The sequence below is a fragment of the Agromyces bracchium genome (assembly GCF_009709675.1).
GTDB classification, from domain to species: domain Bacteria; phylum Actinomycetota; class Actinomycetes; order Actinomycetales; family Microbacteriaceae; genus Agromyces; species Agromyces bracchium.
This window is the reverse complement of sequence record NZ_WMLB01000043.1, coordinates 48,505-64,050: the sequence shown is the minus strand read 5'-3', so window position 1 is coordinate 64,050 and position 15,546 is coordinate 48,505. Positions and strand designations below refer to the sequence as shown.

The following is a 15,546-nucleotide window of genomic DNA, read 5'->3' as shown; positions in this document are numbered from 1 at the left end:
GGTCTCGGTACGGGCGCTTCGCGTCCTACTCGACTACCGGGGCAGGGTCTCGGTACGGGCGCTCCGCGTCCTACTCGACCACCGGACGGCCGGTCTCGGTACGGGCGCTCCGCGTCCTACTCGACCAACGGCGCGCGGGCGGGGCGCGGCGGGTCAGACCTTGAGGCGCCAGTCGCCCTCGTCGTCGGGATCGTGCACCGGCACGGCCGCGGTGTCTGGTGCGATCGCGGGCATCGCGGTCGTGATCGCCTCGGTCGGCGGCCCGATGACGGTCGCCTCGTCGCGGCGATGGCGGAGTTCGTCGTTGATGTACGAGGTGAGGGCCTCGGCGAGGGGGATGTCGCGCCCCGCCGTCTGGGCCATGTACCACCGGTGCTCCAGCAGCTGGTGGAAGATCTCGGCGGGCTCCAGCTTGCCGCGCAGCTCGGGCGGCACCGCGCGCACGACCGGCTCGAACACGCGCATGAGCCATTCGTGGGCCACCATCTCCTCGTCGGCGTCCCTCCGGTACGCGGCTCGGTAGGAGTCGAGGTCGTTGAGCAGTCGACGCGCCTGGTTCTCGCCGGCGTCGAGGCCGGTGAGGCGCAGCAGGCGCCGCTGGTGGTGCCCGGCGTCGACGACCTTGGGCTGGATGCGGAGCGTCGTGCCCGACTCGTCGGTGCGGATCGCGAGCTCCTCGATGTCGAACCCGAGGTCGTTGAGGCGGTTGACGCGCTCGTTGATGCGCCAGCGCTCGGCCATGCCGAAGGACTCGCTGCCCGTGAGCTCGCGCCACAGGTTCCGGTAGGCGTCGACGATGCCGTTCGAGATGCGCACGGGGTCGAGCTCGTCGGCGACGCGCCCGCCCGCCTCGAGGTCGAGCAGTTCACCCGCGATGTTCACCCGGGCGATCTCGAGGTCGTTCTCGCGCTGGCCGTTCGAGAGCCCGCCCTCGTACAGCTTGCCGGTCTCGGCGTCGACGAGGTACGCCGCGAACGCACCCGCATCGCGCCGGAACAGCGTGTTCGAGAGCGAGACGTCGCCCCAGAAGAACCCGATGATGTGCAGGCGCACGAGCAGCACCGCGAGGGCGTCGACGAGGCGGGTCGCGGTATCGGGGCGGAGCGTCTGCGAGAAGAGCGCGCGGTATGGCAGCGAGAAGCGGAGGTGCCGGGTCACGAGCACGGGCGCCAGGGCCTCGCCGTCGGCATCCGTGCGGTTCGTGATCACGGCCACCGGCTCGACGCACGGGATCTCGAGACGCTGGAGCGTGCGGAGCATCTCGTACTCGCCCTTGGCCATCTCGGCGGTCGTCTCCTTGATCGCCACGACGTGCCCGCCGAGGTGCGCGAAGCGCACGAGGTGCCGCGAGATGCCCTTGGGCAGCGCGGCGATGTTCTCGCTCGGCCAGGCCTCGAGTGGGAGGTCCCACGGGAGGTCGAGCAGTGCGGGGTCGGTCATCGCCGACGTGATCGAGAGAGTGCCGCTCATCATGGACAGCGTACCGGGGAACGACGAAGCCGGCCGGGCCGAGGGCCCGACCGGCTTCGTGGACGACCGGAGTCGATCAGCTGGCGACCGCCTCCTTGAGCAGGCGCTCGCCCGACTCGGCGTCGAAGACGTGCACGTGCTTCGGGGTCGGGAGCAGGTAGACCGTGTCGCCCGCGAACGGGTGGTTGCGGCCGTCGACGCGCGCGACGATGTCGGTGCGCTTGCCCTCGATCTCGGAGTGGCCGTAGAGGTAGCCGTCGGCGCCGAGCTCCTCGACGAGGTCGACCTTCACCTCGAGGCCCTGACCCGGGGTCGTGGAGACCTCGATGTCCTCGGGGCGCACACCCACGGTCACGACCGAGCCGGAGGCCGAGTCGAGTGCCTCGCGGTCGACCGGGACGACCGACGAACCGAACTTGACGCCGCCGTCGGCGACGTCGGCGTGGAAGAGGTTCATCGCCGGCGAGCCGATGAAGCCCGCGACGAAGACGTTCGACGGCCGCTCGTAGAGCTCGCGCGGCGTGCCGACCTGCTGCAGAACGCCGTCCTTCAGCACCGCGATGCGGTCGCCCATGGTGAGGGCCTCGGTCTGGTCGTGCGTGACGTAGACCGTGGTGACGCCGAGGCGGCGCTGCAGCGAGGCGATCTGGGTGCGGGTCTGGACGCGGAGCTTGGCGTCGAGGTTCGACAGCGGCTCGTCCATGAGGAACACCTGCGGCTGGCGCACGATCGCGCGGCCCATGGCGACGCGCTGGCGCTGGCCGCCCGAGAGCGCCTTCGGCTTGCGGTTGAGGTACGGCTCGAGGTCGAGCAGCTTCGCGGCCTCGAGGACCCGCGCTGCACGCTCCTCCTTGCCGACGCCCGCGATCTTGAGCGCGAAGCCCATGTTCTCGGCGACGGTCATGTGCGGGTACAGCGCGTAGTTCTGGAAGACCATCGCGATGTCGCGGTCCTTCGGCGGCACGTCGGTGACGTTGCGGTCGCCGATGAAGATGTTGCCCTCGTTGACCTCTTCGAGGCCCGCCAGCATGCGGAGCGAGGTGGACTTGCCGCAGCCCGAGGGACCGACGAGGACGAGGAACTCGCCGTCTGCGATCTCGAGGTCGAGCTGGTCGACGGCGGGACGGGTGCCACCGGGGTACAGGCGGGTGGCCTTGTCGAACGTGACTGACGCCATGGTTCTGTTCTCCTTCACCGGCAGGTACGTGCCGGACGATCCGTTGTGAATGGAAACGTCGACTTCGATGTCGACGCCCACCCAGTATGCCATGGGTTCGCCGAGCGGCCGATTCCGCGGCATCGGCCGTGACCGGTCGGGGCGTGCCGAGCGGATGCCGCGTCCAGCCCGCGTCCGGGCGTCGTTTGGACGATTCCCAGTGATCGCTCCTACACTCTTCGGTGCGTGCGCCTGCATGCGCGCGCGCCCCCACAGCGACCCGGAGTAGACCCCACGATGAGCACTGGCGGATCAGAGCCACGCCCCACCCGCAACCAACGCCGCGAGGCGGCCCGCGAGAAGGCCCGCGTCCTCCGTGAGGAGCAGCGCAAGCGCGATCGCCGCAACAGGTTCCTCATCCAGGGCGGCGTGGTCCTCGCGATCGTGGCGGTCGCCGCGCTGATCGGCGGCCTGATCTTCAACAGCATCCGTCCGGAGGGCCCCGGCCCGCAGAACATGGCGAGCGACGGGATCCTCCTCGTCGGCGGCGAGAACGGCATCGAGGCCGTCGAGACCCCGGCGATCCCGGCGGGCGGCCAGCCGACCCCGACGGTGCCCGACGAGAGCGGCACCGTCGCGAACATCGTCGTCTACATCGACTACCTGTGCCCGTTCTGCGGCCAGTTCGAGACGACGAACTCCGAGACGATGCGCACGATGGTCGAGCAGGGCGCCGCGACGCTCGAGATCCACCCGATCGCCATCCTGACGAACAAGTCCGCCGGCACGCAGTACTCGCTCCGCGCCGCGAACGCCGCCGCGTGCGTGGCGGAGGAGTCGCCCGAGGCGTTCTTCGACTTCAACGCGCTCATGTTCGAGAACCAGCCCGAGGAGCTCACCGCGGGCCTCACGAACGACGAGATCAAGGACCTCGCGGCGGAGGCGGGGGCGGCCGCGTCGGTCGACTCCTGCATCGACGACACCCGCTTCAAGAGCTGGGTGCAGGATGCCACGGAGCGCGCGCTCACCGAGCCGATCCCGAACTCCGACCTCGAGTCGGTGACCGGCACGCCCACCGTGCTCGTGAACGGCAAGCAGTACGTCGGCTCCCTCGAGGACCCCGCCGAGTTCCAGGCGTTCGTCCTCCAGGCCACCGGCGAGAGCTACTCGGAGTCCGAGGCGACGCCGACCCCGACGCCCACGCCCGACGCGGGCTGACCCCGATCGCGACCTCGACAGCCCGGCCGATCGGCCGGGCCGTCGCCGTGCGTGCCCGGCCGTCGCCGTGCGTGCCCGGCCGTCGCCGTGCGTGCCCGGCCGGCGCCTCGGTAGGATGGCAGGGTTCCATGCCGGCTTGGCGCAATTGGTAGCGCACCGCTCTTGTAAAGCGGTGGTTACGGGTTCGAGTCCCGTAGCCGGCTCGATGTCGACGTCCTCCGGTCCTCCGAGGCCGGCTCCGGCGGTGCCCTCGCACGGCGCTCCGGGCGGCCCGGAGCACGCCCACCACCACGCCCACGCCGAGCCCTCCCGGATGCCGATGTGGGTCGCCATCGCGCTCACGATCGTCTCGGGCGGCTTCGTCGCCCTGCAGTCCCGCGTCAACGGCGAGCTCTCGCGCGAGCTCGACGACTTCGCGGTCGCGGCGGCGATCTCGTTCGGCTCGGGGCTCGTGATCCTGTCGCTGCTCGCGGTGCTGTGGCCGGCGGGCCGGCGGGGCCTCGCTCGACTCCGCACCGCGGTGCGCGCACGGCGGCTCGCGTGGTGGATGCTGCTCGGCGGCGTCGCCGGTGCGTGGTTCGTCGCCACCCAGGGTCTCGCGGCCGGGGTCCTGGGCGTGGCGCTCTTCACCGTCGCCATCGTCGCCGGCCAGACCCTCGGCGGCGTCGTGTTCGACGCGATCGGGCTCGGCCCGGGCGGTCGGCGTCCGCTCAGCCCCACTCGCATCGCCGGCGCGGTGCTGGCGCTCGTCGCGATCGGCTGGGCGGTGTCCGCCCAGGTCGCCGAGGCCGTCCCGCTCTGGCTCATGCTGCTGCCCTTCTCGGCCGGGGTCGGCGCATCCTGGCAGCAGGCGATGAACGGTCGCGTGCGCACCGCGTCCGCGAGCGCGCTCGCGGCCACGTTCACGAACTTCCTCGTCGGCACGATCGTGCTCGTCGTCGTGATGCTCGTGCACGCGGCATCCGTCGGCTGGCCGAACTCGTTCCCGACGGCGCCGTGGCTCTACGCCGGCGGCGCGATCGGGTGCGTGTTCATCGCCGCCCAGGCGGTGCTCGTGCGGCGCGTGGGCGTGCTCGTGCTCGCGCTCGGCCTCGTCGCCGGCCAGCTCGCCGTCGCGCTGGCCCTCGACCTGCTGCTGCCCACGTCGGCACGGCCGGTGGGTTTCGCGACCGTCGGCGGCACCGTGCTCGCGCTCGTGGCGGTGGCGCTCGCGAGCATCCGCTGGCGCCCCGCGCGGCACCTCGCGGCGGAGGTTCCGGCGATGCCGGGCGCGCAGCCCGGCGACGTCAGTCGAGCGCCGTGAAGCGGTCGGCCGCGCGGGTCCCGATGCGGCGCTGCGGCCGGTCGGCCGCGCTGCGGCCGCCCACGTAGAGCCAGCCGAGCAGGTGCTCGCCATCGCCCAGCCCGTGCATGCGGGCGACGGCCGGATGCCGCGTGAACGGCCCGGTGCGCCACATGACGCCCCACCCCGCGTCGTCGAGCAGCAGGGCGAGCGTATGGCCGACGCCGGCGGCGCACGCCTCCTGCTCCCATGCGGGCACCTTCGGGTGCGGACGCACGGCCGCGACGAGCGCGATGAGCAGGGGAGCGCGGAGCGGCTTGCCCGCGAGCTTCTCCGCGGCGGAGCCCTCGGATCCGGACGCCTCCACGAGGGCCTCCCCGAGTCGAACCCGGGCATCGCCGCGCAGCGCGATCACGCGCCACGGCGCCAGGGCTGCGTGGTCGGCGACGGTCGAGGCGGCCTGGACGAGGTCGAGCAGCTCGGCGTCGGTCGGCGCGGCATCCGTCACCTTCGGCCAGGACCGACGCGCGAGGACCGCGTCCCGGGCGGCGCCCACGATCAGGGCTCGGGGGTGAAGTCGAGCGCGATCGAGTTCATGCAGTACCGGTCGCCCGTGGGGGTGCCGAAGCCATCGGGGAAGACGTGGCCGAGGTGGGAGCCGCAGTTCGCGCACCGCACCTCCGTGCGCACCATCCCGAGCGAGGTGTCCTCGATGAGCTCGACCGCCTCGGGGCGCACGGACTCGTAGAAGCTCGGCCAGCCGCAGCCGGAGTCGAACTTCGTGCCCGACTTGAAGAGCTCGCTGCCGCATGCGGCGCACGCGTAGACGCCCGCGCGTTCCTCGTCGAGGAGCTCGCCCGTCCACGGGCGCTCGGTCGCGGCCTCGCGCAGCACCGCGTACTGCTCGTCGTCGAGGGCTGCGCGCCACTCGTCGTCGGACTTGTTCACCTGGTACGCCATGCGGTCTCCTCGGGTTCGGCCGGCCGTCTTCCATCGTCGCAGCTTTGCGGGACGTCGAGTGCAACGTGTCCCGGTGCGACGCTGTTCCCGGCCGGCGGCCGGCCGGCCCGTCGGCGTCGATGCGGGCCGGATCGGCGCGAGGCCGCTCACGTTCGGGCCGCGCCGTCGCGTGGGGCGGGCTCGCGGCATCCGCTCTCTAGGATGTGGTCGACGGCGGACGCAGAGGAACGAGGTGAGATGGACGCGGACGGTCTGGACGAGGCGCAGCGCGCGATCCTCGCCTTCGAATCGCGGTCGTGGCGCGACCCCGCTCGCAAGGCCGACGCGATCCGCGAGGAACTCGGACTCTCCGCCGCCCGGTACTATCGCCTCCTCGGCACGCTCGTCGACTCGCCGGCCGCCCTGCGGTTCGACCCGATGCTCATCGGTCGCCTGCAGCGGCAGCGCGACGCACGTGCGCAGTCGCGCGCGCGCCGAACCATCCCGACCGCCCGGCCGCTCGCCTGAGCGCCCCGACCGACTGGACCACAGGTGCAGAAGTTCCCCCGCGACCGGTTCGACTCGATCCCGCACGGCATGGACCGGGTCGGCGCGCACCGCGCTCCCGCGCGTCGCGGACGGCGCTGGGTGGCCTTCGCATGGGCGGCGCTCGCGACCGTCGTGCTCGCGGGTGCCGGCATCGCCGCCGTCGCCGCCTACAACCAGCGGCTCGACTTCGACGACACGGTGCTTCCGACGGCACCGGCCTCGGCCGTGCCGACGGCCGAGCCGACGCTCGCCCCGGACGTGACCGTCGCGGTCCTGAACGGCACCTCGACGACCGGGCTCGCCGCCCGGGCGGGCGAGACGCTCACGGCGGCCGGTGTCCCCGTCGGGATCACCACGAACGCCGACCGCAACGACATCGAGCAGACCGTCGTCTACTACGCCTCGGCCGACCTCGAAGGTGCGGCACGCGGCGTCGCCCAGCAGCTCCCCGAGGCCGAGGTGAGGCTGTCGGAGGAGTTCGGCGAGGAGGGCATGCAGCTCGTCGTGGTCCTCGGTGCGGACTACGCGGACGCGGTCGCCGAATGAGCCGGTGACCGAATCGTTGCCATTCTGCGACCAATCGTTGCGTTCGAAGTCTTGTGCACGGCCGCCGCGCCGTGAGTATCTAGAAACGGCCGCTCGAAACACCCGTGTGAGCACCCGGCGCCGGTCCCCGTCGTCGACGTCGGCACGACGACGGCCCGGTACAGCCGACGGCACGTGCTGACTTCGATACACGGCAACATGGGAGCAACGCATGGCGAACGGAACCGTGAAGTGGTTCAACGCTGAAAAGGGATACGGATTCATCACCGTCGACGGTGGGGGCCAGGACGTCTTCGTCCACTACTCCGCCATCGACATGTCCGGCTACAAGGTCCTCGAGGAGGGCCAGCAGGTCACCTTCGAGGTGGGCTCCGGCTCGAAGGGCCCGCAGGCCGAGGCGGTCCGCCCCGCCTGAGTTCGATTCTTCGGAAGCGCCGCCGGATGCCCCCGGCGGCGCTTCCGCATGTCCGCGCGCCGCGAACCGACGTCACGCTCGCTTGCACTCGACGCAGGCGAGTGCCAGAATCGGTTTAGCACTCACTCGTTTCGAGTGCCAACCCACGGTTCTTAGACGTCCGGGAAGGGACGAGAGACACACATGGCAAAGATCATTGCTTTCGATGAGGAGGCCCGTCGCGGCCTCGAGCGTGGCCTCAACACGCTCGCCGACGCGGTCAAGGTGACCCTCGGCCCGCGCGGCCGCAACGTCGTGCTCGAGAAGAAGTGGGGCGCCCCCACGATCACGAACGACGGCGTGTCGATCGCCAAGGAGATCGAGCTCGACGACCCGTACGAGAAGATCGGTGCGGAGCTCGTCAAGGAGGTCGCGAAGAAGACCGACGACGTCGCCGGTGACGGCACCACGACCTCGGTCGTGCTCGCCCAGGCGCTCGTGCGCGAGGGCCTCCGCAACGTGGCCGCCGGTGCCGACCCCATCTCGCTGAAGCGCGGCATCGAGAAGGCCGTCTCGGCCGTCTCGGAGGAGCTCCTCGCCGCCGCCAAGGAGGTCGAGACCAAGGACGAGATCGCCGCGACCGCGTCCATCTCGGCCGCAGACCCGCAGATCGGCGAGATCATCGCCGAGGCGATCGACAAGGTCGGCAAGGAGGGCGTCGTCACCGTCGAGGAGTCGAACACCTTCGGCACCGAGCTCGAGCTGACCGAGGGCATGCGCTTCGACAAGGGCTACCTGTCGGCGTACTTCGTCACCGACCCGGAGCGCCAGGAGGCGGTCTTCGAGGACCCGTACATCCTCATCGCCAACCAGAAGATCTCGAACATCAAGGACCTGCTCCCGATCGTCGACAAGGTGATCCAGTCGGGCAAGCAGCTCCTGATCATCGCCGAGGACGTCGACGGCGAGGCCCTGGCCACGCTCGTCGTGAACAAGATCCGCGGCATCTTCAAGTCGGTCGCCGTCAAGGCGCCGGGCTTCGGCGACCGCCGCAAGGCCCAGCTCCAGGACATCGCGATCCTCACCGGCGGCCAGGTCATCTCCGAGGAGGTCGGCCTCAAGCTCGAGAACGCGACCCTCGACCTGCTCGGCCAGGCCCGCAAGGTCGTCATCACCAAGGACGAGACGACCATCGTCGAGGGCGCGGGCGACCCCGACCAGATCGCCGGCCGCGTGGCCCAGATCCGTTCGGAGATCGAGAACACCGACTCGGACTACGACCGCGAGAAGCTGCAGGAGCGCCTCGCCAAGCTCGCCGGCGGCGTCGCCGTCATCAAGGCGGGCGCGGCCACCGAGGTCGAGCTCAAGGAGCGCAAGCACCGCATCGAGGACGCCGTCCGCAACGCGAAGGCCGCCGTCGAGGAGGGCATCGTCGCCGGTGGTGGCGTCGCGCTCATCCAGGCCGGCAAGGTCGCGTTCGGCAAGCTCGAGCTCGTGGGCGACGAGGCGACCGGTGCGAACATCGTCAAGGTCGCCATCGAGGCTCCGCTCAAGCAGATCGCCCTCAACGCCGGCCTCGAGCCGGGCGTCGTGGCGAACAAGGTCTCGGAGCTCCCCGCGGGCCACGGCCTGAACGCCGCGACCGGCGAGTACGGCGACCTGCTCGCGCAGGGCATCATCGACCCCGCCAAGGTGACCCGCTCGGCGCTGCAGAACGCCGCGTCGATCGCCGGCCTCTTCCTCACCACCGAGGCCGTCGTCGCCGACAAGCCGGAGAAGGTCGCTGCCGCTCCCGCCGACCCGACGGGCGGCATGGACTTCTAGTCCTCCCGCGGATCCCGATCCGCACCGCGGCATCCGCCGCACCACGCGCGAAGGGCGCCTCCTCCGGGAGGCGCCCTTCGTCGTGTCCGGGCGAGCCGCGAGCAGGCCGCCCGGCGGCTCACCGCACGAACAGGCGCGCGTTCGACTGCTCGGCATCGGCGTAGTGCATCGCGGCGGCCCCGAGCGCCTGGTTCAGCCCGGCGAGGCTCTGCTCGACGTGCTGCTGCGTCACCCGCCAGTCGGCGACCGCGGCCTGGAACGCCGACGACGCCTGGCCCGACCAGGAGCCCTGCAGCCCGGTGAGTTGAGCGAGGAGCGCTGCCACCTCGGACTGGATGCGCCCGATCGTCGCCTGCATGCCCTGCGTCGCGGCGTGCACCTGCTCGCTGTCGACCTGGTACCTCGTCATGGTCTTCCTCTCGTCGTGGTGCTGCGACCGTAGCTACGTGTCGCGCGGTCACGCCGCGGTGTCTCGCGAACCGGCGGCGCGCGCGACTTCCGCGCGCGTGTGGAGGACGAGCGCGGGAGGACGAGCGGGTGGAGGTCGGGCGGCCGAGCGCGGGTGTGGTTCAGGCGTGGGCGACGGACTGCGGCGCCGCGCTCGATCCCGCGAGGGGGAGCGCCACGCGGAACGTTGCTCCACCGCCCGGCGTCTCGACGACGTCGACGTGGCCGTTGTGCGCCGAGACGATCGACGAGACGATCGCGAGTCCGAGGCCGGATCCGCCCGTCTCCCGGGTGCGGGAGGTGTCGGCGCGCCAGAACCGCTGGAAGATCTTCTCGCGGATCTGGGGCGGGATGCCCTCGCCGTGGTCCACGATCTCGAGGAGCGCCCGCTCGGCGTCGTCATCGACCGAAACGCGGATCTCGATCGGGCTCTCGACGGGCGTGAAGCGGACCGCGTTGCCCATCAGGTTGGTGATCACCTGGCGGATCTTGTTCTCCTCGGCGAGCACGGTCGCCCGGCGCACCGGGACGACCGCTGCCGGGGCCTCGGCGGGAGCCGTCGTCACGGAGGCATCCGCGGCGACATCCGCCGCGACGGTCGCGCGCGCGGACCCGCCTCGACCCGTCCGTGCCGTCGCGCCGCCGCGACCGCTACGGCGGCCTCCTCGCGGCGTGGCGGCGTCGTCGGCCGGCTCGTTCGCGCGACGTCCGCGCAGGCGGGCGAGGGTCGCCCCGGCGAACGCCATGGGGCCCGACGAACGCGCCGCCGTCGCGTCGAGGTCGACCTCGACGTCGGCGGGGACCACCTCCGTCGAGCCGGTGGCGATCGCCTCGGGTGCGATGACGGTCACGGTGCGCCCCGGGTTCGCCGCCATGGCGTCGAGCGCGGCGTCGCGTGCGAGCGGCACGAGGTCGACCTCGGCGAGGTCGAGCGGCTTCGCCTCGTCGAGACGGGCGAGGGCGAGGAGGTCTTCGACGAGGCCACCCATGCGGATGGCCTCCTTCTCGATGCGGTCCATCGCCTGGGCGACGTCCTCCGGGTTCTGCAGGGCGCCCATGCGGTACAGCTCGGCGTAGCCGCGCACCGAGACCAGCGGGGTGCGGAGCTCGTGCGAGGCGTCCCCGACGAAGCGGCGCATCTGGTCGATCGTGCGCGCGCGGTCGCGGAACGCCCGGTCGATGCGGTTCAGCATCGTGTTGAGCGAACGGTTCAGGCGCCCGACCTCGGTGTTCGGCGTCGCGCCGCCGAGCCGCTGGCTGAAGTCGCCGTCGGCGATCGCGGCGGCCGTGGCCTCGACCTCGCGGAGCGGAGTGAACGTGGTGGTGACGAGCATGCGGGTGAGCAGCGCGCCGACGAGCACCACGCCGATGCCGAAGCCGAGGAAGATCGTGAGGTACGCGGCGAGCAGCCGCTCGGTGTCCTGCGAGGAGATCGCGATGATGATCGGGGCGAGGTTGCCCTGCTCGTCGGCGTACATGACGGCGTACACGCCGCGGAACGTGAGGTCGCCGTTGGCGTCGGGGAGGGAGAAGACGCGGTACCCGCCGCCGGCGTTCTGGGCGTAGACATCCGCCTGCGTCAGCTGCTTGGGGATGAGCGGGAACGCCCCGGGTTCGCGTGCGCCCCAGTTGTGGTCGACGAACATGCCCGTGTTCGCGTCGTAGATCGCGACGAACACGTCGTCGGAGGCGTTGAAGTCGAACGCACCCTCGGATCCAGACGAGCCGCCGTCACCGCGCGTGAGGTACTCGGAGATCCTGCTGGACGCGATCGACTCGAGCTTCGCCTCGAGCTGCGACTCGACGTACGAGCGCAGCATCGCCGCCGTGCCGATGCCGGAGACCAGGAGGCCGAGCGTCAGCATGAGGACGGTGACGCCCGTGATCTTGGTCCGGAGCGAGATCCGGCTCCAACGGTCGGCGAGGGTCTGGTGCATGGCGGGCCGAGTCTACGGATCCTCCCTGTACCGGGCCTGTACTACGACTTCGACTTCAGCATGTACCCGAAGCCGCGCTTGGTCTGGATGAGCGGCTCGGAGGAGTGCTGGTCGAGCTTGCGGCGCAGGTACGAGATGTAGCTCTCGACGATGCCCGCGTCGCCGTTGAAGTCGTACTCCCAGACGTGGTCGAGGATCTGGGCCTTCGACAGCACCCGGTTCGGATTCAGCATCAGGTAGCGCAGCAGCTTGAACTCGGTGGGGGAGAGCTCGACGGGCACGTCGCCCACGAGCACCTCGTGCGTGTCCTGGTCCATCGTGAGCTCGCCGGTGCGGATCACCGCGTCCTCCTCGGCGTGCATCGTGCGGCGCAGGATGGCGCGGATGCGAGCGACGATCTCGTCGAGGCTGAAGGGCTTCGTGACGTAGTCGTCGCCGCCGACCGTGAGGCCGGTGATCTTGTCCTCCGTGTCGTCCTTCGCGGTGAGGAAGAGGATCGGCGCCGTGTACCCGGCCGACCGGAGGCGCTTGGTGACGCCGAAGCCGTTCATGTCGGGCAGCATGACGTCGAGGATGATCAGGTCGGGTTCCTCCTCGAGCACGGCCGAGATGGTCTGCGCGCCGTTGGCCACCGCGCGCACCGCGAAGCCCGCGAACCGGAGGCTCGTCGTCAGGAGGTCGCGGATGTTGGGCTCGTCGTCGACGATGAGGATGCGAGGTCCGTCACTCATGCAACGATTCTGCTGCGCGTGGGCTGAATCTTGGCTGGGAATTGCTCGAATGCGATGCGAGCGGATGCCATGAGCCTTCGACGCACGCGGGAGGCCGTGCAAGACTCGCGACATGGCACGCGAACGGGTGGTGATCGTCGGCGGGGGCCTCACGGCGGCGCGAGCGGCCGAGTCGATGCGCGAGCACGGGTCGGCCGACGAGATCGTGGTGGTGACCGAGGAGCGCCGCCGCCCGTACGAACGGCCCCCGCTCTCGAAGGGGTACCTCGCGGGCGATGACCCGTCGAGCGCCATTTACCCGCTGGATGCCGCGTGGTACCGCGACCACGACGTCGAACTCCGGCTCGGCGTGCGTGCGACCGCACTCGACGCCGATGCGCGGACGCTCGAGACCGACGCGGGCGACCTCGCCTGGGACCGCCTGCTGATCGCGACCGGCGCATCGCCACGGCGCTTCGACGGACCCGGTGCGGGTCTCCGCGGCATCCACCATCTGCGGTCGCTGCCCGACGCCACGCACCTGCGCACCGCGCTCCGTGCCGGCGACCGGCGCGTCGTGGTCATCGGTTCGAGCTGGATCGGCCTCGAGGTGGCGGCCGCGGCACGCGGGTACGGCGACGCCGTCACGGTGCTGGGGCGGAGCGAGGCGCCGCTCGTCGGCGCGGTCGGGCGCGAGCTCGGCGGCATGTTCGCCGAACTCCACCGCGAGCACGGCGTCGAGGTGCGCACCGAGGTCGCGGTGTCGGCGATCGCCGGCGAGCGGGGCCGCGTGCGCGGCGTCGTCCTCTCGACCGGCGAGGAGGTGCCGGCCGACCTCGTGGTCGTCGGCATCGGGGCGACGCCGAACGTCGGGCTCGCGACATCCGCTCGCCTCACGGTCGACGACGGCATCGCGACGGATGCCTCGTTCCGCACGAGCGCGGACGGCGTGTACGCCGCGGGCGACGTCGCGAACGTGTTCAACCCGACGCTCGGCCACCGGCTGCGCGTCGAGCATTGGGCGAACGCCGACGCGAGCGGGCGCGCCGTCGGGCGCGTGCTCGCCGGCGAGCCGCTCGAGTACGACGAGATCCCGTACTTCTACACCGACCAGTACGACCTCGGCATGGAGTACTCGGGATACGGCGAGCTCGCGGAGCGCGCCGACCTCGTCGTGCGCGGCGACCTCGCGGCCCGCGAGTGCATCGCGTTCTGGGTCCTCGACGGGCGGGTCGTGGCGGGAATGAACGTCAACGTGTGGGACGTGAACGACGAGGTGCAGCGGCTCATCCGCGACCGCGTCGCGGTCGACCCCGCGGTGCTCGCCGACCCCGCGGTGCCCCTTGGCGGAATCGGCGCCGCGTGAGCGGGATGGTCCGCCGCATCGGCCCGCGCGAGTTCGACTTCGCCCGGCAGGTCGCGGTCATGGCGATCGTGAACCGCACGCCCGACTCGTTCTACGACCGGGGCGCGACCTTCGCGCTCGACCGCGCGGTCGAGGCGGCGCAGGCCGCGGTGGCCGACGGTGCGGACTGGGTCGACATCGGCGGCGCGAAGTTCGCTCCGGGGCCGCCGATCCCGGTCGAGGAGGAGGCGGATCGCGTGGTGCCCGTCGTCGCCGCGCTCGCCGGATCGGGCGCCGTCGTCTCGGTCGACACGTTCCACCCCGAGGTGGCGCGTCGGGCGATCGCGGCGGGCGCGCACGTGATCAACGACACCACCGGCATCCACGACCCGGTCATGGCCGACGTCGTCGCCGACAGCGACGCGACGATCGTGATCACGCACAGCCTCGCCGCGCCGCGCCGGCCGCACCCGATGCCGGAGTACGGCGACGTCGTCGCCGAGGTCGCCGCGTTCCTCCGCGAACGCATCGACCTCGCCCGCGCCCACGGCGTGCCCGACGAACGCATCGTCATCGATCCCGGGCACGACCTGAACAAGAACACGCTGCACTCGCTCGAGCTGACACGGCGCCTCGGCGAGATCGCCGAGATCGGGCCGCCGCTGCTCGTCGCCCTCTCGAACAAGGACTTCGTGGGCGAGAGCCTCGGGCGCCGCGACCGGCGCGACCGGCTCGCCGGGTCGCTCGCGGCGGCCGTGTACTGCATCGACCGAGGGGCGCGCATCGTGCGCGTGCACAACGTGCGCGAGACGGTCGACGCCGTCCGGATGGTCGAGGCGATCGAGGGATGGCGCGAGCCGGCGTTCCTCGAGCACAACCTGCGGCCGGGCGGTGCGTCGTGACCGCCGGCACCACGGCAGCGGACCGGGGGCCGTTCGACGCGGATCGGATGCACGCCGCCTACGCCGTCGACGTCGTCGACTCGGGCGGCGCCGACGCGGTCTTCTGCCGGGTCAACATGGTCGAGAGCCTCGACGGCGCGGCGAGGCTCGCCGGGCGCAGCGGCGGCCTCGGCGACGACGAGGACCAGCGGCTCATGTCGGTGCTCCGGTCGCACGCCGACGTCGTGCTCGTCGGCTCGGGCACGGTCCGCGCAGAGGGCTACGGCGGTGCCGCGGTCGTCGAGGCGGATGCCGCGTGGCGGGCGGCGCGCGGACGCGACCCGCAGCCACGGTTCGCCGTGGTCTCGTCGGGGCTCGAGCTGGAGCCGGAGCATCCGTTCTTCGCCGATGCCGTCTCGCGGCCGCTCGTCGTCACGAGCGCAGCTGCACCGCCCGACCGGCGGGAGGCGCTCGACGGCGTCGCCGACGTGATCGTCGCGGGCGACCGGCGCGTCGACCTCGCCGCGGCCTTCGCCGAGTTCGGACGGCGGGGCCTCCGCTCGATCCTCTCGGAGGGCGGGCCCGGCCTGCTCGGGGCGCTTGCCGAGGACGACCTCGTCGACGAGCTGTGCGTGACGCTCAGCCCGGTGCTCGTCGGCGGCGCCGCCCCGCGCATCTCGGAGTCGGCGACCGAGCGTCCGCGCGCGATGCGGCTCGTGCACGCGATCCCGGGCGAGCGCATGCTGTTCCTCCGCTATTCGCGGCGATGAGCGCTCCGATCTTCAACGCATTGACACGCTCCGACGACGACGCCTAGCCTCTGCGTGCGGTGCGCGACGCGCCCGCCC

At 71.6% G+C, this 15,546-nt stretch carries 16 protein-coding genes and 1 tRNA gene; 10 read left to right on the top strand and 7 right to left on the bottom strand.

The features are described 5' to 3' along the window. Nucleotides 1–153: 153 nt before the first annotated feature. Together GJ743_RS18165 and GJ743_RS18160 are read right to left on the bottom strand one after the other, a co-directional pair. Nucleotides 154–1,470, bottom strand: coding sequence for a DUF4032 domain-containing protein (locus GJ743_RS18165; RefSeq protein WP_155053305.1), 1,317 nt, complete (start codon nucleotides 1,468–1,470; stop codon nucleotides 154–156). 76 nt (nucleotides 1,471–1,546) lie between these two features. After that, entirely contained in the window at nucleotides 1,547–2,647 is a 1,101-nt protein-coding gene (locus GJ743_RS18160) for an ABC transporter ATP-binding protein (RefSeq protein ID WP_155053304.1), read from the bottom strand. A 276-nt stretch (nucleotides 2,648–2,923) separates the two neighbouring features. On the opposite strand from GJ743_RS18160, the gene GJ743_RS18155 reads away from it, so the two are divergent. The 3 genes from GJ743_RS18155 to GJ743_RS18145 all read left to right on the top strand — a co-directional run bounded on the left by GJ743_RS18155 (nucleotide 2,924) and on the right by GJ743_RS18145 (nucleotide 5,147). After that, nucleotides 2,924–3,844 (top strand): DsbA family protein, encoded by a 921-nt coding sequence (locus GJ743_RS18155; protein ID WP_155053303.1) that lies wholly within the window; start codon nucleotides 2,924–2,926, stop codon nucleotides 3,842–3,844. Nucleotides 3,845–3,974: 130 nt separating this feature from the next. Beyond that, nucleotides 3,975–4,047 (top strand) — tRNA-Thr (locus tag GJ743_RS18150). Between the two features lie 41 nt (nucleotides 4,048–4,088). Then, the gene (locus tag GJ743_RS18145; RefSeq protein WP_196217059.1) at nucleotides 4,089–5,147 is read left to right on the top strand and encodes a DMT family transporter; all 1,059 of its coding nucleotides are present in this window, start codon (nucleotides 4,089–4,091) and stop codon (nucleotides 5,145–5,147) included. On the opposite strand, the gene GJ743_RS18140 is transcribed toward GJ743_RS18145, so the two are convergent. Next, the gene (locus tag GJ743_RS18140; RefSeq protein ID WP_328289334.1) at nucleotides 5,131–5,682 is read right to left on the bottom strand and encodes a nitroreductase family protein; all 552 of its coding nucleotides are present in this window, start codon (nucleotides 5,680–5,682) and stop codon (nucleotides 5,131–5,133) included. The two genes, GJ743_RS18145 and GJ743_RS18140, sit on opposite strands and share 17 nt — an antisense overlap. Before the next feature lie 2 nt (nucleotides 5,683–5,684). Next, nucleotides 5,685–6,086 (bottom strand): peptide-methionine (R)-S-oxide reductase MsrB, encoded by a 402-nt coding sequence (gene msrB / locus GJ743_RS18135; RefSeq protein ID WP_155053301.1) that lies wholly within the window; start codon nucleotides 6,084–6,086, stop codon nucleotides 5,685–5,687. A gap of 237 nt (nucleotides 6,087–6,323) precedes the next feature. On the opposite strand from msrB, the gene GJ743_RS18130 reads away from it, so the two are divergent. The 4 genes from GJ743_RS18130 (at nucleotide 6,324) to groL (ending at nucleotide 9,378) form a co-directional block, all read left to right on the top strand. Beyond that, the gene (locus GJ743_RS18130; RefSeq protein ID WP_230386906.1) at nucleotides 6,324–6,593 is read left to right on the top strand and encodes a DUF3263 domain-containing protein; all 270 of its coding nucleotides are present in this window, start codon (nucleotides 6,324–6,326) and stop codon (nucleotides 6,591–6,593) included. A 24-nt stretch (nucleotides 6,594–6,617) separates the two neighbouring features. Then, nucleotides 6,618–7,160 carry a LytR C-terminal domain-containing protein gene (locus tag GJ743_RS18125; protein WP_328289333.1) on the top strand — a complete coding sequence of 181 codons (543 nt, stop codon included), beginning with the start codon at nucleotides 6,618–6,620 and terminating at the stop codon, nucleotides 7,158–7,160. 211 nt (nucleotides 7,161–7,371) lie between these two features. Further along, complete coding sequence (locus GJ743_RS18120) at nucleotides 7,372–7,575, top strand: cold-shock protein (protein WP_155053299.1); 204 nt, start codon at nucleotides 7,372–7,374, stop codon at nucleotides 7,573–7,575. Between the two features lie 183 nt (nucleotides 7,576–7,758). Further along, nucleotides 7,759–9,378, top strand: a complete 1,620-nt coding sequence (gene groL, locus GJ743_RS18115; RefSeq protein ID WP_155053298.1) for a chaperonin GroEL — start codon at nucleotides 7,759–7,761, stop codon at nucleotides 9,376–9,378. Between the two features lie 118 nt (nucleotides 9,379–9,496). Here the strand turns inward: groL and GJ743_RS18110 are convergent, their stop codons facing one another. From GJ743_RS18110 to GJ743_RS18100, 3 genes are all read right to left on the bottom strand, one after another. Continuing rightward, on the bottom strand, nucleotides 9,497–9,787 hold the full coding sequence (locus GJ743_RS18110) for a WXG100 family type VII secretion target (protein ID WP_155053297.1): 291 nt from the start codon (nucleotides 9,785–9,787) through the stop codon (nucleotides 9,497–9,499). 160 nt (nucleotides 9,788–9,947) lie between these two features. Continuing rightward, a complete protein-coding gene (locus tag GJ743_RS18105; RefSeq protein ID WP_155053296.1) occupies nucleotides 9,948–11,762 on the bottom strand; it encodes a sensor histidine kinase in 1,815 nt (604 codons plus the stop codon). A gap of 41 nt (nucleotides 11,763–11,803) precedes the next feature. Beyond that, entirely contained in the window at nucleotides 11,804–12,493 is a 690-nt protein-coding gene (locus tag GJ743_RS18100; RefSeq protein ID WP_155053295.1) for a response regulator transcription factor, read from the bottom strand. A 112-nt stretch (nucleotides 12,494–12,605) separates the two neighbouring features. Here GJ743_RS18100 and GJ743_RS18095 point away from each other — a divergent pair, with 112 nt between their 5' ends. Genes GJ743_RS18095 through GJ743_RS18085 form a run of 3 tightly spaced genes read left to right on the top strand, consistent with a single transcriptional unit; the run spans nucleotide 12,606 to nucleotide 15,468 of the window. Further along, nucleotides 12,606–13,838, top strand: a complete 1,233-nt coding sequence (locus GJ743_RS18095; RefSeq protein WP_155053294.1) for an NAD(P)/FAD-dependent oxidoreductase — start codon at nucleotides 12,606–12,608, stop codon at nucleotides 13,836–13,838. Nucleotides 13,839–13,843: 5 nt separating this feature from the next. Next, entirely contained in the window at nucleotides 13,844–14,719 is an 876-nt protein-coding gene (gene folP / locus GJ743_RS18090; protein WP_155053316.1) for a dihydropteroate synthase, read from the top strand. Continuing rightward, a complete protein-coding gene (locus GJ743_RS18085; protein WP_155053293.1) occupies nucleotides 14,716–15,468 on the top strand; it encodes a pyrimidine reductase family protein in 753 nt (250 codons plus the stop codon). Before folP ends, GJ743_RS18085 begins: the two co-directional genes overlap by 4 nt. Nucleotides 15,469–15,546 lie beyond the last annotated feature (78 nt).

Coding starts and splice junctions, on each gene's coding strand:
- GJ743_RS18130 (WP_230386906.1), top strand. CDS start 6,324: ATGGACGCGGACGGTCTGGACGAGGCGCAGCGCGCGATCCTCGCCTTC.
- GJ743_RS18165 (WP_155053305.1), bottom strand. CDS start 1,470: ATGAGCGGCACTCTCTCGATCACGTCGGCGATGACCGACCCCGCACTG.
- GJ743_RS18095 (WP_155053294.1), top strand. CDS start 12,606: ATGGCACGCGAACGGGTGGTGATCGTCGGCGGGGGCCTCACGGCGGCG.
- groL (WP_155053298.1), top strand. CDS start 7,759: ATGGCAAAGATCATTGCTTTCGATGAGGAGGCCCGTCGCGGCCTCGAG.
- GJ743_RS18160 (WP_155053304.1), bottom strand. CDS start 2,647: ATGGCGTCAGTCACGTTCGACAAGGCCACCCGCCTGTACCCCGGTGGC.
- msrB (WP_155053301.1), bottom strand. CDS start 6,086: ATGGCGTACCAGGTGAACAAGTCCGACGACGAGTGGCGCGCAGCCCTC.
- GJ743_RS18120 (WP_155053299.1), top strand. CDS start 7,372: ATGGCGAACGGAACCGTGAAGTGGTTCAACGCTGAAAAGGGATACGGA.
- GJ743_RS18100 (WP_155053295.1), bottom strand. CDS start 12,493: ATGAGTGACGGACCTCGCATCCTCATCGTCGACGACGAGCCCAACATC.
- GJ743_RS18105 (WP_155053296.1), bottom strand. CDS start 11,762: ATGCACCAGACCCTCGCCGACCGTTGGAGCCGGATCTCGCTCCGGACC.
- GJ743_RS18155 (WP_155053303.1), top strand. CDS start 2,924: ATGAGCACTGGCGGATCAGAGCCACGCCCCACCCGCAACCAACGCCGC.
- GJ743_RS18110 (WP_155053297.1), bottom strand. CDS start 9,787: ATGACGAGGTACCAGGTCGACAGCGAGCAGGTGCACGCCGCGACGCAG.
- folP (WP_155053316.1), top strand. CDS start 13,844: ATGGTCCGCCGCATCGGCCCGCGCGAGTTCGACTTCGCCCGGCAGGTC.